16 protein-coding genes and 1 pseudogene are annotated in these 14,619 nt (G+C 70.2%); 10 read left to right on the forward strand and 7 right to left on the reverse strand.

The window, feature by feature from the left end; genetic code table 11:
- The first annotated feature begins 261 nt into the window (after nucleotides 1-261).
- Both ABT127_RS20820 and ABT127_RS20825 read left to right on the forward strand, forming a co-directional pair.
- Nucleotides 262-908: pseudogene (locus ABT127_RS20820) on the forward strand (alpha/beta hydrolase fold domain-containing protein).
- A gap of 70 nt (nucleotides 909-978) precedes the next feature.
- Nucleotides 979-1,836, forward strand: a complete 858-nt coding sequence (locus ABT127_RS20825) for an SDR family NAD(P)-dependent oxidoreductase (RefSeq protein WP_351451957.1) — start codon at nucleotides 979-981, stop codon at nucleotides 1,834-1,836.
- A 94-nt stretch (nucleotides 1,837-1,930) separates the two neighbouring features.
- Here ABT127_RS20825 and ABT127_RS20830 read toward each other — a convergent pair whose 3' ends face one another.
- Nucleotides 1,931-2,617, reverse strand: coding sequence for an SDR family oxidoreductase (locus ABT127_RS20830; protein ID WP_351451958.1), 687 nt, complete (start codon nucleotides 2,615-2,617; stop codon nucleotides 1,931-1,933).
- A gap of 99 nt (nucleotides 2,618-2,716) precedes the next feature.
- On the opposite strand from ABT127_RS20830, the gene ABT127_RS20835 reads away from it, so the two are divergent.
- Complete coding sequence (locus tag ABT127_RS20835) at nucleotides 2,717-3,283, forward strand: TetR/AcrR family transcriptional regulator (RefSeq protein ID WP_351451960.1); 567 nt, start codon at nucleotides 2,717-2,719, stop codon at nucleotides 3,281-3,283.
- Between the two features lie 143 nt (nucleotides 3,284-3,426).
- Here the strand turns inward: ABT127_RS20835 and ABT127_RS20840 are convergent, their stop codons facing one another.
- Entirely contained in the window at nucleotides 3,427-4,422 is a 996-nt protein-coding gene (locus ABT127_RS20840) for an NADP-dependent oxidoreductase (RefSeq protein WP_351452235.1), read from the reverse strand.
- 121 nt (nucleotides 4,423-4,543) lie between these two features.
- Between ABT127_RS20840 and ABT127_RS20845 the strand changes: the two genes are divergently transcribed.
- Both ABT127_RS20845 and ABT127_RS20850 read left to right on the forward strand, forming a co-directional pair.
- Nucleotides 4,544-5,419 (forward strand): LysR family transcriptional regulator, encoded by an 876-nt coding sequence (locus ABT127_RS20845; protein WP_351451962.1) that lies wholly within the window; start codon nucleotides 4,544-4,546, stop codon nucleotides 5,417-5,419.
- Between the two features lie 250 nt (nucleotides 5,420-5,669).
- On the forward strand, nucleotides 5,670-6,083 hold the full coding sequence (locus tag ABT127_RS20850; RefSeq protein WP_351451965.1) for a GNAT family N-acetyltransferase: 414 nt from the start codon (nucleotides 5,670-5,672) through the stop codon (nucleotides 6,081-6,083).
- Nucleotides 6,084-6,211: 128 nt separating this feature from the next.
- Here ABT127_RS20850 and ABT127_RS20855 read toward each other — a convergent pair whose 3' ends face one another.
- The gene (locus ABT127_RS20855) at nucleotides 6,212-6,388 is read right to left on the reverse strand and encodes a hypothetical protein (RefSeq protein ID WP_351451967.1); all 177 of its coding nucleotides are present in this window, start codon (nucleotides 6,386-6,388) and stop codon (nucleotides 6,212-6,214) included.
- A 127-nt stretch (nucleotides 6,389-6,515) separates the two neighbouring features.
- On the opposite strand from ABT127_RS20855, the gene ABT127_RS20860 reads away from it, so the two are divergent.
- Nucleotides 6,516-6,698 carry a hypothetical protein gene (locus ABT127_RS20860; protein WP_351451969.1) on the forward strand — a complete coding sequence of 61 codons (183 nt, stop codon included), beginning with the start codon at nucleotides 6,516-6,518 and terminating at the stop codon, nucleotides 6,696-6,698.
- A 153-nt stretch (nucleotides 6,699-6,851) separates the two neighbouring features.
- On the opposite strand, the gene ABT127_RS20865 is transcribed toward ABT127_RS20860, so the two are convergent.
- From ABT127_RS20865 to ABT127_RS20875, 3 genes are all read right to left on the reverse strand, one after another.
- On the reverse strand, nucleotides 6,852-7,214 hold the full coding sequence (locus tag ABT127_RS20865) for a Scr1 family TA system antitoxin-like transcriptional regulator (RefSeq protein WP_351451971.1): 363 nt from the start codon (nucleotides 7,212-7,214) through the stop codon (nucleotides 6,852-6,854).
- 564 nt (nucleotides 7,215-7,778) lie between these two features.
- Nucleotides 7,779-7,934, reverse strand: coding sequence for a hypothetical protein (locus tag ABT127_RS20870; RefSeq protein WP_351451974.1), 156 nt, complete (start codon nucleotides 7,932-7,934; stop codon nucleotides 7,779-7,781).
- A 767-nt stretch (nucleotides 7,935-8,701) separates the two neighbouring features.
- Nucleotides 8,702-9,667, reverse strand: a complete 966-nt coding sequence (locus ABT127_RS20875) for a pirin family protein (protein ID WP_351451976.1) — start codon at nucleotides 9,665-9,667, stop codon at nucleotides 8,702-8,704.
- A gap of 165 nt (nucleotides 9,668-9,832) precedes the next feature.
- Between ABT127_RS20875 and ABT127_RS20880 the strand changes: the two genes are divergently transcribed.
- The 4 genes from ABT127_RS20880 (at nucleotide 9,833) to ABT127_RS20895 (ending at nucleotide 13,411) form a co-directional block, all read left to right on the forward strand.
- Nucleotides 9,833-10,516, forward strand: a complete 684-nt coding sequence (locus tag ABT127_RS20880; protein WP_351452237.1) for an ABC transporter permease — start codon at nucleotides 9,833-9,835, stop codon at nucleotides 10,514-10,516.
- Nucleotides 10,513-11,187, forward strand: a complete 675-nt coding sequence (locus ABT127_RS20885; protein ID WP_351451978.1) for an ABC transporter permease — start codon at nucleotides 10,513-10,515, stop codon at nucleotides 11,185-11,187. The genes ABT127_RS20880 and ABT127_RS20885 overlap by 4 nt, the downstream gene beginning before the upstream one ends.
- The gene (locus tag ABT127_RS20890; protein ID WP_351451981.1) at nucleotides 11,184-12,134 is read left to right on the forward strand and encodes an ABC transporter substrate-binding protein; all 951 of its coding nucleotides are present in this window, start codon (nucleotides 11,184-11,186) and stop codon (nucleotides 12,132-12,134) included. Before ABT127_RS20885 ends, ABT127_RS20890 begins: the two co-directional genes overlap by 4 nt.
- An 89-nt stretch (nucleotides 12,135-12,223) precedes the next feature.
- Nucleotides 12,224-13,411: an NAD(P)/FAD-dependent oxidoreductase gene (locus ABT127_RS20895; protein WP_351451984.1), complete on the forward strand. Its 1,188-nt coding sequence runs from the start codon at nucleotides 12,224-12,226 to the stop codon at nucleotides 13,409-13,411.
- 32 nt (nucleotides 13,412-13,443) lie between these two features.
- Here the strand turns inward: ABT127_RS20895 and ABT127_RS20900 are convergent, their stop codons facing one another.
- Nucleotides 13,444-14,607: an ABC transporter ATP-binding protein gene (locus tag ABT127_RS20900; protein ID WP_351451987.1), complete on the reverse strand. Its 1,164-nt coding sequence runs from the start codon at nucleotides 14,605-14,607 to the stop codon at nucleotides 13,444-13,446.
- Nucleotides 14,608-14,619 lie beyond the last annotated feature (12 nt).

Below are 14,619 nucleotides of genomic sequence, written 5' to 3' on the forward strand. Positions count from 1 at the left end.
GACGTCATGACCCTGTTCTCCACCCTCGTCGCCCGCCCGCTGGCGCGAGCCGTGCAAGCCGGTCCGGCCCCCGAGGTGCAGGCCGCGGTGACCTTCCCGGAGATCCCCGGCCGCACCAAGACCCTCACCGTCCCCACCCCGCAGGGCGATGCCGAGGCCACGGTGTACTACCCGCCCCAGGACCTGGACGCCACGCCCCCGGTCCACGTCAACTTCCATGGTGGCGGCTTCGTCATGGGCCACTACGAGATGGACGACGCGATGTGCCGCTGCCTCGCGGCCCACGCACCGGCCGTCGTCGTCAACGTCGACTACCTCCTCGCCCGCAACACCCCTTCCCCGCCCCGCCCAAGCAGGCGTACCAGGTGGTGCGTCGGGTCGCCGCGCACGGGGCCGAGCACGGCTGGGACGGCAGCCGGCTCGGCGTCGGCGGACAGAGCGCCGGAGGCGGCCTGGCCGCCGCGGCCGCCCGCCAGGCATGGGAGAACGGCGGTCCCCGTATCGGCCTGCAGGTCCTCAACTACGCCCCGTTCGACCTGGTCGACCGCAAGAAGCGGGCCAGGACCGCCAGGCCCGTCGTACGGCCGGCCGTCGTCCCGATCCTCCAGGGCGCCTACCTGCCCAGGGCGGCCGACCGCACCGACCCGCTCGCTTCACCCGTGCACGGCACCAACGCCGACCACCTCGACGGGATCGCCCCGGCCCTCGTCATCACCTGCGAACTCGACCTGCTGCGCGATGAAGGCGTGCGCTACGCGGGCAAGCTCCGTGCCGCGAATGCGCTCCTGGAACACCGGGAGTTCAAGGGCCTCGACCACGCCTTCAACCTGCTGACCGAGGAAACCGGCCGTACCCGCGAGATGTACGACCTCATCGCGCACCACATCGCCGAGATCCCGGCACTCTGACCTCTCCCACAGCCTCGGGTCTCCGCCGAGCCGGAGACCCGCTCCCTCCCCCACAGAAATGAGCACCGTCATGTCCAAGGTCTGGTTCGTCACCGGAAGCTCCCGCGGCCTGGGCCGCGCCCTCGTCGAAGCCGCGCTGCAGGCCGGTGACCAGGTGGTCGCCACGGCCCGCAAGCCCGCCCAACTCGACGACCTGGTCGGCCGGTACGGCCCGCGCATCCTGCCGCTCGCACTCGACGTCACCGACAACGACCAGGTACAGCAGGCCGTTCAGGAGGCCGTCAAGACCTTCGGCCGCCTGGACGTCGTGGTCAACAACGCCGGTTACGGCGACGTCGCCTCCGTCGAGGACGTCACCCTGAACGACTTCCGCGCCCAGATCGACACCAACTTCTACGGTGTCGTCCAGGTGACCAAGGCGGTCCTGCCCGTCCTGCGCGAGCAGGGCTCGGGGCACGTCTTCCAGGTGTCCTCGCTCGGCGGGCGGATCGGCTCGCCCGGCCTGGCCGCCTACCAGAGCGCGAAGTGGGCCGTGGGCGGGTTCTCCACCGTCCTCGCCCAGGAGGTCGCCCCGCTGGGCATCAAGGTCACCGTCCTCGAACCGGGCGGCATGCGCACCGACTGGGCCGGCTCGTCCATGACGATCCCGCCGGTCAGCGCTCCGTACCAGCCGACCGTCGGCGCGTTCGCCGACATGATCCGCAACCCGGACCCCGAGATCGCGGCCGCCATGGCCGCACAGGTGGCCGACCCCGCCAGGGTCGCGGAGATCGTGCGTGACCTCGCCGGACGCGAGGACGCCCCGCTCCGCCTCCTGCTCGGCCGGGACGCCGTGCAGTACGCGCAGGCCGCGGCCGAGGGCCTGGCCGGCGCCGATACGGAATGGCGCGCCCTCTCGGAGTCCGCCTCCGATCCGGCCGCCGCCTGATCCGGAAGCCTGCCGGACCCGACGCCTCCGTCACGTCTCGGCGGCGGCGGGTACGGCGGCCACCGGGGAGCGCGGCCCGCCGAGGGGCGGGGTCTCAGGCCGCCGGAAGCGTGGCGGACAACTGCTGCTTGATCTGACGGGAGAGATCATCGGCGAGGATCTCGGGCAGACCGGCCTCGATGCCGCGCAGGGCCTGGGCGGCGACCTGGGAGGGATCGGATTTCTGGTCGGCGGGGATGTGCGCGGCCATGTCGGTGGCCATGTAGCCGACGTGGAGTGAGGAGACGGTGATGCCTCGGGGGGCGAGTTCCTCTCGTACGGCATCGGTCTGTGCCCAGGCCGCCGCCTTCGAGGCCGCGTATGAGCCGAGACCCGCCGGGTGCAGCCAGGAAAGGACGGACAGGACGTTGAGGACGGCACCGCCGCCGTTGTGCTCGATGACCGGAGCGAAGGCCCGGGTCACGGCGAGAGGGCCGAAGAAGTTGGTCTCCATCTCGCGGCGCACCGCGTCCAGGTCGCCCGTGAGCAGCCGGGCGCCGGTCGACAGGCCGGCGTTGTTCACGAGCAGGGTCGCGTCGGACACGGTGGAGGCCGCCGCGCTGACCGATTCCGCGTCGGTCACGTCGAGGCGCAGCGGGCGCACACCCGGCAGATCCACCGTCTCGGGCCGGCGGGCCGCCGCGTAGACCGTGGCTCCGCGCTCCACGAGCTGGGCGGCCAGGTGTCGGCCGAGCCCCCGGTTGGCTCCGGTGACCACAGCGACAGCGTTCTTCAGTTCCATGTCGGCTCCTCGTGACGTCCTGAGCACTTTAGATTACGCTCATCATCTAAAGGTGACCCTAGAATAGATTGCGACCGACATTCAAATGGGAGGTGCCCGATGGGCCGCGTTTCGCGGGAGCAGGCCGAGGAGAACCGCCGACGGGTCGTGGAGACCGCCTCCCGGCTGTTCCGGGAGCAGGGCACCCACGTCAGCGTCGCTGAACTGATGAAGGCGTCCGGCCTGACGCACGGCGGCTTCTACAAGCAGTTCGCCTCCAAGGAGGCCCTCGTCGACGAGGCCACCGCCCACGCCTTCGGTCAACTCACCCAGAGCCATCGAGATGTGTCCCCGCACGGCGCGGACGAACCGGACGCCACGCGCCGTGCCTTCATCGACACCTACCTCTCCGTCGCCCACCGCGACGACGCTGCCGACGGCTGCCCCGTTGCCGGGCTCGCCACCGACATCGCCCGCGGCGGTGACGAGGGTGGCGAGGCCCGCCGTGTCTACACCGCGGGCGTGCGCGCCTTCGCCGACCGGCTGACCACCGACGACCAGGACGGCATCACGTCCCTGTGCACCCTGCTCGGCGCACTCGTCCTTGCCCGCGCGACCAAGGGCGACCCGCTCTCCGAGGAGATCCTCGCCACGGCGCGGGCGGCCCTGACCGAGGACCTGGCCTGACGCCTTGCCTGGTGTCGGCCCTGCTCGCGGAGATACCGGCGGGGTCGGTTTCCCGCCGGTATCCGCGCAGCGATCTCGCGGCCGAATCAACTCGTCCAGGGCCCGGGCGTGGTTCACCGCCCCTTGCTGGAGTTCGGTGATCGCTAGGCCACCGTCAGCACGATCTTGCCTTGGATGTGGCCCTGCGCGGCTCGCGTGTGTGCGTCGACCGCTTCGGACAGTGGGTAGACACTGTCCACCCCGACCTTGAGTTCGCCCTCGTCGAACAGGCGCCTGATCTCGGCGAGCTGGGGGCCGTTGGAACGTACCTGGATGTTCGAGACGGTGATGTCCAGACGCGCCGTCTCTTCCGGGTCGTACTGGGCGAAGAAGACCGGAAGCATGGTGCCTCCCCGCTTGAGCACGGTCAGGAAGCGTGAGCTGTCCGGGCCGCCGACGGCGTCGATCACCAGATCGACACCGCGGACCACGTCCGCGGCCTGCGTCGTGGTGTAGTCGATGAACTCATCGGCGCCGAGCTTGCGCAGGAACTGCTCGTGTCGGCTTGAGGCCACCGCGATGACGTGCGCCCCCTTCCATTTCGCCAATTGCACCGCGAAGTGGCCCACTCCACCGGCGGCTCCGTTGACCAGCACGGTCATCCCTGGCGTGATCGGCACCGGCCGATGCACCTGGCCGGTGAAGGGAGACGGCACGTCGTGGCCGAGATCAATCAGGTACTGCCAGGCCGTAAGCGCGGCCATAGGCACCCCAGCGGCCTGCGCGTGGTCGATGGCGGTCGGCTTGTGAGCCAGGTCAGAGGCCGGCGCGGCCACGTACTGGGCGTACGTCCGGCCGTCGAATCCGGGGAACCGCAGCATGCCGAAGACCTCGTCACCGACGGCGAACCCCCGTACGTCCGGAGCGACCGCCTGGACCACGCCTGACATGTCCGTTCCGGGGATCAGGGGGAACTCCAGCGTCGGCCTCATCTCGGCCGGCATGACCTTCATCCCCTCACGCAGGTACCAGTCCGGTGGGTTGATGCCCGCCGCGTGCACCCGGACGAGCACCTCGCCCGGGCCGATCTCGGGAACCGGCACCTCGTCGTACCGCAGAACGTCCGGGCCGCCCGCTTCGTGGATCTGGATCGCCTTCATCGCGCCTGTCGCTTTCTCGGGAAACATTGCTCCTCCAGTCAAAGTCCGGCACGGCACGGCCGTCCAAGACCGGTTCGGCAACCCGCTCATTCCGAAACGGCATGACGCGTAGCCTGCAAGGATGAACGATCCCGGACAGGACCTGGACCTGCGGCTCGTGCGCTACTTCACCGTGGTGGCGGCGCACCAGCACTTCGGCCGGGCCGCCGCCGACCTGCACGTGGCCCAGCCTGCGCTGAGCCGTCAGATCCAACGGCTCGAGAAATATCTCGGCACGCGACTGCTGGACCGTACGTCCCAGGGCACCCGGCTCACTCCGGCCGGCCGGACGTTTCTTCCCCGAGCCCAGGACCTGCTGCAGGCCGCCCGCCAGGCCGAGCTGGCCGTGCGGGAAGAAGCCCAGACCGAACGAATCGCCATCGGCTACGTCGAAGACCTGGTGATCACCGACGCCGTACAGGAGCTGCGTCGCCGTTACCCCCATGCCGAGATCTCCACCCGGCATCTGGACTGCCGCGACGTCGGCGCACTGTCCGACAAGCGCGTCGACGCCCTGATCGCGAGGGCCCCGCTGCCGCTCGTCGCCGACGACGTGTTCACCACCCCGCTGTACGAGGAGCCCCGGATGCTCGTGGTCCCGCGCGGCCATCCGCTGGCCGACCGCGCGTCGGTGACCGCGGAAGAACTGGCCGACGAGGAGGCGGCGCCGTGCGCGTTCGAAACCGCGGACTGGGCTTCCTACCGGATTCTCGGGGCCGGCGTGCCGCCGATCGAGAGCTACGAGGACAAACTCGAACTCGTCGCGAGTGGCAGGGCCATCGCCGTGCTACCGGTCGGCGACCGGCGTAGCTCACTGCGTCCCCACCTTGTCACCGTCCCGGTCGAGGGCGCTCCTCCCAGCCGGATCGTCCTGGTCAGTCGCAAGGGCGACCCGAATCCGATGATCAGGAGTCTCCGGCTGGCTGCCGAGGCCGTCCTGACCGCCCCGGCGTCCTGACCGGGGCCAGGTCCCACGGTCTGCCCGCCTGCGCAGCGCGGAACACCGTCATGCCGGAGGCCCCGGTAGACCTACTGCCCATGGCCATGGACCGGACGGCGTTCTGCTGCCGAGCATCGGTTGCGCCATGACAGATGGCGCAGCTCTGGGCAGTGAGGTCTTACTTGAGACAAGTCGCCTGCTGCTCAGACCTTGGCGGGCAGCCTAGGCAGCCGTCCAGCATGAGTTGTGGACCGAACGTGATCCACGAGTGCCCCCCCCGCACCGTCGGATCGACGCTGACGGACACCCCACGATCGCGGAACTCGAGGATTCGATCCGCAACAACCAGATGTGGTCGAGCGGTTTGCTGGCGATCGAGCGGATGGCCTCTCGTGATGTCATCGGCTATTGCGGGCTGATCGACGGCGGACGAGGACCGGCAGGGGAGCCGGGGCTGGCATTCGAGCTGCTACGTCGAGTTTGGTGTCAGGGATATGCGACCGAGGCTTCTTTGGCGGTCATCGAATGGGCGAGGTCGTGTGGGTACGCACGTCTGTGGGCCACGGTCTGGGACTGGAACACCGCTTCTCGACGTGTGCTGGCCAAGGTCGGATTCACTGAGACCGGGCGGGAAGTGGACACGGTGCACGGAACCAACTTGATCACCACGCGACAGCTCTGACACGTCCCCTGTCGGCCTTGCGGGCGACTCCGTCCACCATCGATCCGGCCCGTCGGCCGCTCGTTGAGTCACATTCTGACGGTTGGTGGGCGGTACCTGACGGTTCTCGCACCTGCCGGGGCCATCCATCAGGTGTACCGACGTACATCGACGCCGCCGTCGCCCAGCTCCGTGCCGAGGGCCACGAGATCCGCGATGAGGACATCGCGCGCCTGTTCCCGCTCAAGCACAAGAACCTCATGGTGCCGCGCTTGCCGTGGTCCCCGGCACCCCGCGATGATCAGGGCCTGGACGCTGGTCTGCATACGTCTTCTCCGCCCTGATCCATGTCATCCTTGCGACGGGTGTGACCGCCGGCCCGTCAGGCCTACCATCGAGGCGGACCGACGATTCGGGACGAGGACGCGTCCATCGTCGGCGAACGGGGGAATCATGCTTGTCGCCATCGTGCTCATAGTCAGCGGACTGCTGGTCATCGCCGCACTGCTCCTGGTCCTGCTCCGCCGCAGCAGCGAGGGCGTACGCGGTCATGCAGAGAACGCCGCACAGCTGCGCGGCCAGTCGGACGGTTGGTCCGACGCCAACGCGTTCCGTCAGAAGTCCGGGCCCCAGTGACACCCGGCTTCTGGCGGAGCGTGGCGAGCGCCGTCGTCCCAGCAAACGTACGCATGTGACGGCCGGAGACCGGCAACAGGGGGAACCGCTCCTCAACGCGTCGATGACGCCGGTCTTTCAGTGTGCGACGGGGCGGTGAGCTTGGGATGGGGTTCATCCGGCGTGCAGGGTGCAGCGGGCACGGCTGATCAGCTCCTGTGCGTCGGCGCCGTAGACGGCTGATTCCCGCAGGGTGCGCCAGATGCGCAGGTGCAGGGCGATGGCGTCGGCGTCGTCGATCCAGCGTTCTGCGTGCCAGGTCTCCACCATGACGAGCCGCTCGTCGTGGACCCAGAACGGCACAGTCGGAGGAATCTTCAGCGTCGCGGCAGGGGGGATCACGCCGAGGTCTGTGGTGTCCAGCCCGATCAGGGCCATCAAGCGCAGCGTCCAGGTGTGCAGGCGCGCGTCGCCGAAATGGTTCATCCCTGCAGGATCGATCGCGGACGTTGCGGTGCTGTCGGTGGACGTGAGCATCGCGATAGTGCAGGTCGACGCGGAAGGCACTGCGAACGGTGCCGCTTGCCCGGCCTGCGAGGAACTCCGAGTGCACCCGCCGCGTCTTCGTCGAGCAGATACCCCGCCTGACCCGTCGGCGCGGTCAGGAGAAGCAGCTCCGGCAGGTCACCCGGTATCCTCCGGAGCCGGAGCAGTGGGCGCACCCCGGAGCGCACCTGGCCCGGCCGCGGCCCACTGCTTCGTGGACCTGAGTTCCGGGAAGATGCGGGGTATGTCGGAGGACAGGCGGCTCGTAGGCCTGAGTACAGGCAGCGGCTACGCCCTGGAACGCGCCCGCATCACTTGCCGCCAAGCGTGCGAGGTGCGGGACGCCGCCCGCGAGCTGCGGCATACCGCACGCGAGTTGCAGCGAGAGGCTCGTGCGCTCATCGAGCAGAGCCGGTCTCTGGCGCGGGAAGGGGAGGGCCGAGCTCGTACGCTGAGACAGGCAGTCTCAAGCGGAGAGTCCTCTGCGCGATAGCCGCGCGTATCACTGCGTTCGTCGGATCAGCATCGCAGACCGAAGGCTGCGTGAGTGCGAGGTCATGAGGCCGGTGGCAGGCGAAGGGCGAGCAGGGCGGTGTCGTCGCCGGCCCAGCCGTTGTGGTGGGTTTCGAGGATGCCGGTCGGGCGGCCGATGGTGGCTTCGGCGTCCATCTGGTGGTTGTTGGCCAGGGCCCGGGCGAAGAGCCACGGCAAAGACGCCGCCCACTGGCGGGCGATGTTCGACCAACCATGGCCCGGATCGCGAGCCGGTTCAGGTGAGCGGAGCCGCGTGCCACGGCCCGCGCCTTCTTGCTCGGGCTACTGACCGGCATCGAGCTGGCAGCTGGCCGAACAGGCTGGCGACGCTCGACCCGGGCGCTCAATTTCCCCTGTGTCCAACCGGACAGCCAGCACCACCCGCACTCCACGTACCCATGCCTTGAGCACCGACGAACTCGCCGGCAGCGAAACACCAGCCGCCACCTCACACACCCGACGGGCAGCACCAAGATCTAACTTTGACGACCTCACACACGCCCCAAGAACGACACCACAGGGCACGCAACCACACGCCCGCCCATCCGCAAAGCAGAAACAGCGAACCAGCCACGCCCGCAACAGAAATGGGGCAGGACCGAAGTCTCCCCTCAATGCGATCAGAAGGTGGCACACGCCATCTACGTCGCCCGCACTTTGATCAGCCGATACTGCGCCGGAGATCACGTTCGCGGTGATGTGCTTCGACCTCAGTCACCATGAGGGGGCATGACTGTTGGCAGGATCGCGCGGTTCGGCCGACAAAAGTCGGCATCGGGTCAGCATCAGTCCGACCAAAGCTGGCTGCGGCTGACGGAACTTGCGACTCGTAGGTGCAGGAAAAGGTGCCGTGAGAAGCGTTAGTGATCGTGTTTGAGGGAAGCCGGGTGAGTCGGCTTCGCCGCTCTCCCGATTTCCCGCCGGTCACGCCGAGGACAGTCCGCTCAGCGCACTCGACCCCGGGGCTTGAGCGGCACAGGCGGTAGCTCGGGCGCATCCAACCGCCCCCCGTCGTACCCCTTGACCTCCCCAAACCGCGACCCACTCATCCAGTCCTCCCGAGCCTGAGTGATGTCGTCCTGCGACCTGCCGATGAAGTTCCACCACATCACCAGCTCCTCCTCGAACGGCTCCCCGCCCAGCAGCATCAGGCCCGCGTCCGACGCGGCTCGTACCGGGAGGTCGGTGCGGCCGCAGCCCAGGTAGAGCATCGAGCCGGGGAGGAGGGGGACGCCGTCGACGTGGGTCTCGCCCGACATCGACAGGACGGCGTACTCGAAGTCCGGCTCCAGGGGGACGCGGACGTCGGCGCCGTCGGAGAGGGACAGGTCGGCGCCGACGAGCGGGGTGTACGTCGTTCCGGGGGAGACCGAACCGTCGAGGGAGCCCAGGATCACGGTCGCCGTGAGGCCGGGGGCCGTCGCCGTCGGGAGGACCGCGTGGTGCTCGAAGCGCGGGTCCGTGTGGCGGTGGGCGTCGGGGAGCGCGACCCACAGCTGGGCGCCGTGCAGGAAGCGGGCGTGGGCGGCAGGGGACTCCTCCGAGTGGGAGATCGCTCGGCCGGACGTCATCAGACCCAGCTCGCGGGGGCGGATCGTCTGCAGGCTGCCGGTCGAGTCGCGGTGCAGCACCTCGCCCTCGTGCAGCCACGAGACGGTCTGCAGGCCCATGTGCGGGTGCGGCGGAACCTGCATGCCGGGCTCGTCGGCGATGTCGTCCGGCCCGTAGTGGTCGACGAACGCCCAGGCCCCGACCATGCGGCGGCCCAGGTTCGGCAGCAGTCGACGTACCTCGGTGGACCCGCCCAGCTTCACGTGTCGTGGGCTGAGGAGTTCGCGCACCGGTTCCGCGACGACGAAGCCGCGGCCGCCGCACACCGAGGGAACCGCCTCGCGATCAAGATTGCTCATGTCCGACAACCTAGCCCCGCTCCCGTTCCGCGTCAGTCGGGCGGCGGGAAACCGCCCCTCCGGACGCCGCATGGCCCGTACGGGCCATCCCAGCGCGCCGACCGACGCCCGGGCCACTGGAATGGTCGAGTGCCCTTCGTGATCGCAGTGCCGGCGGCGAGCGCGGTGTCCGACGCGCCGCCGGACGACTGTCTCGCCCGCAACGACTGGATCTGCGGCGCGTACCTGACCACGCGCCGCCACATCCTCGTGGACGCCGTGCTCCAGCATCTGCAGATCACCGTCGTCGCCGTCGCGATCGCGCTGGTCATCGCCGTGCCGCTGGCCGTCGTCGCCCGCCGCTGGGGCTGGGCCGCCGGGCCCGTGCTCGCCCTGACGACCGTGCTGTACACGATCCCGTCGCTGGCCATGTTCTCGCTGCTGCTGCCCGCCTACGGGCTGTCCGCGACGCTCGTCGTCGCCGGGCTCGTCCTGTACTCCCTGACCCTGCTCGTGCGGAACATCCTCGCCGGGCTCCGGGCCGTCCCCGAGGAGACCCGGCAGGCCGCCCGGGGCATGGGATACGGACCCGTCCGACTGCTGCTCACCGTCGAACTGCCGCTCGCGCTGCCCGCGGCCCTGGCCGGACTGCGCATCGCCACCGTGTCGGCCGTGTCCCTGGTGACCGTCGGCGCCATCGTCGGGTACGGCGGGCTCGGGAACCTCATCTACTCCGGGATGAACACGTACTTCAAGGCGCAGGTGCTGACCGCGTCCGTGCTGTGCGTCGTCATCGCGATCGTCGCCGACCTGCTGCTGCTCTGGATCGGACGGCTGCTCACCCCCTGGACGAGGGCGGGATCCGCGTGAAGACCCTCACCGACGCCTGGAACTGGCTCGCCGACCCGTCCCACTGGTCGGGCGACGACGGCATCTGGCACCGGCTCCAGCAGCATCTGGTGCTCACCCTCGTGTGTCTGGTCGTGAGCTGTCTCATCGCCCTGCCCGTCGCGCTCGTCCTCGGGCACCTCGGCAGGGGCGGGGCGCTCGCCGTCAACATCTCCAACGTGGGGCGGGCCGTGCCCACGTTCGCCGTGCTGGTGCTGCTCCTGCTCACCCCGCTCGGACAGTACGGGGAGGGACCGACCGTCGTCGCCCTCGTCCTGTTCGCCGTACCGCCGCTGCTCACCAACGCCTACGTGGGCATGCGCGGCGTGGACCGAGGGGTCGTACGGGCCGCGCGGGGCATGGGCATGACCGGGCCGCAGATGCTGTGGAAGGTGGAGGTTCCCCTCGCCCTGCCGATGATCATGAACGGGGTACGGATCGCCGCGGTGCAGCTCGTCGCCACCGCGACCATCGCCGCCCTCGCGGGCGGCGGGGGACTCGGGCGGATCATCACCGCCGGGTTCAACCTCGCCAGCACCCCGCAGGTGGTGGCCGGCGCGGTGCTCGTCGCCGGGTTCGCGCTGATCGTCGAGGGACTCTTCGAGGTCGCCGAACGGCTCGCTCCGGCCTGGACGCGGGGGAGGGCCGGATGAGGCGGCTACGGTCGTGGTGCGTGGCGCTGGTGCTGGGCGTGCTGCTGCTCGCCGGGTGCGGCGGCGGGCCCTCCCTGGAGAACCAGGGCGAGGTGACCGCGCCGCCGGGCGACAGCCGTCATCTTGTGATCGGGTCGGCCGGGTTCACCGAGAGCGACCTGCTGGCCAACATGTACGCGCTCCTGCTGAAGAACGCCGGATACGGGACCGAGATCCTGTCCGTCGCCAACCGCGAGCTGTACGAACCCGCCCTCGAATCGGGGCAGATCGACGTCGTCCCGGAGTACGCCGCGACTTTCGCCGACTGGCTCAACGCCAAGACCCACGGCGCAGACGCGAAGCCGGTCGGCTCGCCCGACCTCGACGCCACGATGAAGGCCCTGCGCACCCTTGCCGCACCCCGCGGCCTCACGGTCCTCGACCCCGGCCGGGCCGTCGACCAGAACGCCTTCGCCGTCACCGCCGCATACGCGAAGAAGCACGACCTCAAGACGCTCAGCGATCTCGGCGCCTCCGGGCTCGGGGTGCGGCTCGCCGCCGGGGACGAGTGCGTGCAACGCCCGTACTGCGAGCCGGGCCTGAAGAGCGTCTACGGCATCGACATCACCGGCATCGACCCCAAGGGCGTCGGCACCACGCAGTCCAAGCAGGCCGTGCAGAACGGGCAGGACCAGATGGTGCTGATCACCAGCACCGACGCCACGCTCACCGACTTCGGGCTGGTCATCCTCGACGACGACAAGCACCTCCAGAACGCCGACTACATCGTGCCCGTCGTCAACCGGTCCCGGGCGGGCAGCGACAAGGTCGCCACGGCGCTCGGCGCCCTCAACTCCGTGCTCACGACCGACGACCTGGCCTCCCTCAACCAGCAGGTCGACAGCTGGCGGCGGCTGCCCGAAGACGTCGCGCGCACGTACCTGGAAGACAAGGGACTGTTGAAGTAGACCGGTACCGGACGGGTGTGCGGTGACCGGATCGGGGAATCCGGAACGGCCGGCCGCCCCACCTTGAGCACCGGAAACGGGGGACACCGATGAACCGAGTCGTTGTCGTCGGCGCGGGCGTGCTCGGCGCCTGTGTCACGTACCACCTCGCCCGCGAGGGCGCCCATGTCGTACTCGTCGAGCAGGCGCCGGAGCCCGCGGCCGGGACGTCCGGCGCCACGTTCGCCGCCGACGTCACCCACCTCAAGACCCCGTACGCGTACTACCGGCTGAACCGGCAGGGATCCGAGGGCCATCTGCGGCTCGCCGAGGAGATCGGCGGGCCCGGCTGGCGCCATCCGGTGCCGCTCGTGCAGTGGGCGGACGACGAGGAAGGCCAGCGGGCTCTGCGCGAGAGGGCGGCGCGCGCCCGGGAGTGGGGTCACGACTGCCACCTCGCGCCCGCTTCCGCGCTGCGCGATCTCGCCCCCGCCGTCGACCCGGCCGCCTGCCCCGCCGACGAGATCGTCGTGCACGGCGGCGGCGCCTGGTACGACGCGCCCCGGTTCGTGCGCGCGCTCCTCGACGCCGCCGCGCGCCGGGGCAGCGTCGAGACGCACTACGGGGCGCCGGTGACGGGCCTGACGCGGGACGGGGAGCGGATCACCGGGGCGCGGGCGGGGGCACGCACCTGGCACGCCGACGCCGTCGTCAACTGCGCGGGCCCCGCCGCCGATCGCATCGCCGCCCTGGCCGGGGTGGGGCTGCCTCTGCGCCGCGTTCCGGGCCTGATCACGACGAGCGGACCACTGCCCGGGCGGCCGCTCACCGCGATCCTCTCCGTCCCCGGTCTCGACCTGCGGCCCACCGCCGACGGCGGGGTGCTCGCGCTGTCCTGGGAGGTCGACGCGCGGCTGCGGGGCGCCGTCGACGGCCTCCCGGAGGAACTCCACCGGCGCGCCGACGAGATCGTCCCCGGAGTCGCGGGCGCGCGGATCGCCACCGCCCGGATCGGGGTCAGACCCGTACCCCTCGACGGTCTTCCCCTGGTGGGCACGGCGCCCGGGGCGCCCGGTCTGTACCACCTGGTGTCGCACAGCGGTGTCACGTTGGCCCCCGTTCTCGGCCGGCTCGCCGCACGGGAGATCACCGGTGGAGGACCGGCACCGGAGCTGGCCGCCCACCGGCCCGACCGGGTGATCGCCGACACCGTGCACGACGAGAACCTGATCGCCATGAACCGGCGCGGCGCCCGCCCTGCGGCACTCCACGGAAGCAAGGCTCAAGTTGAAGTTTAGGGTGAGAGTTACCCCGGGAAAGTCCGAAAGGATCACGCGTCCGCGACCGAGTCGAACGTCACCTCGTCCCGCCCGATCCCCTGCGCGTCGGCGTCGACCGACCGGCGCAGCGCCTCGTGCAGCTTCGCCGGGGTCAGCACCCCGAGGAAGCGGGAGCCGTCGAGGACCGCGACCCAGCCGGCGTCGTGCTGGAGCATCACGCCGAACGCCTGCTTGAGCGGGGCGCCGACCGGAACCCAGGCGTTCATCCGGTGCGCGAGATCGGCGACCCGGCCGTCCTGCCCGGCGAGCGCCGCCTCGTCGAGCCCGACCCAGCCGTGCAGATCGCCCTCGGCGTCCAGGACGACCGCCCAGCGGGCGCCCGACTCCCGCATCCGGGCGGCCGCCCCATCCGCGGACTCGTCGAGCCGGGCCACCGCCGGCTGCTCCAGGTCGTCCGGCTCGATCCGGGTCACCGACAGCCGCTTCAGACCGCGGTCCGCGCCGACGAACTCGGCGACGTACGGCGTCGCGGGCGTGCCCAGGACCGCGCCCGGGGTGTCGAACTGCTCGATGCGCCCCTGTCCGTACACCGCGATCCGGTCGCCGAGCCGGACCGCCTCCTCGATGTCGTGCGTGACGAGGAGGACCGTCTTGCGCACCGCTGCCTGCATCCGCAGGAACTCGTCCTGCAACTGCTCGCGCACGACCGGGTCGACCGCGCCGAACGGCTCGTCCATGAGGAGGACCGGCGGATCCGCCGCGAGCGCGCGGGCGACGCCCACGCGCTGCCGCTGGCCACCGGAGAGCTGTTCCGGATAGCGGCCGCCGAACGTCGACGGGTCCAGGCCCACCAGGTCGAGCAGTTCGGCGGCGCGCGCCCTCGCCCTGGCCTTCTTCCAGCCGATCAGGGCGGGCACGGTCGCCGTGTTGTCGAGGATCGTGCGGTGCGGGAAGAGGCCGACCTGCTGGATGACGTAGCCGATGCGGCGGCGCAGCTTCACCGGGTCGACCGACGCGATGTCCTCGCCGTCGACGTAGATCCGCCCCGACGTCGGCTCGATGAGCCGGTTGACCATCATCATCGTCGTGGTCTTGCCGCAGCCGGACGGCCCGACGAGCGTGACCAGTTCGCCCTCGGCGACCTCGAAGGAGAGGCCGTCCACCGCCGTGGTGCCGTCCGCGTACCGCTTGGTGACCTGATCGAACCGGATCATGCAGTCACGCTA

It is taken from the genome of Streptomyces sp. NPDC001904 (assembly GCF_040297005.1).
In the GTDB taxonomy this organism is placed as follows: Bacteria; Actinomycetota; Actinomycetes; order Streptomycetales; family Streptomycetaceae; genus Streptomyces.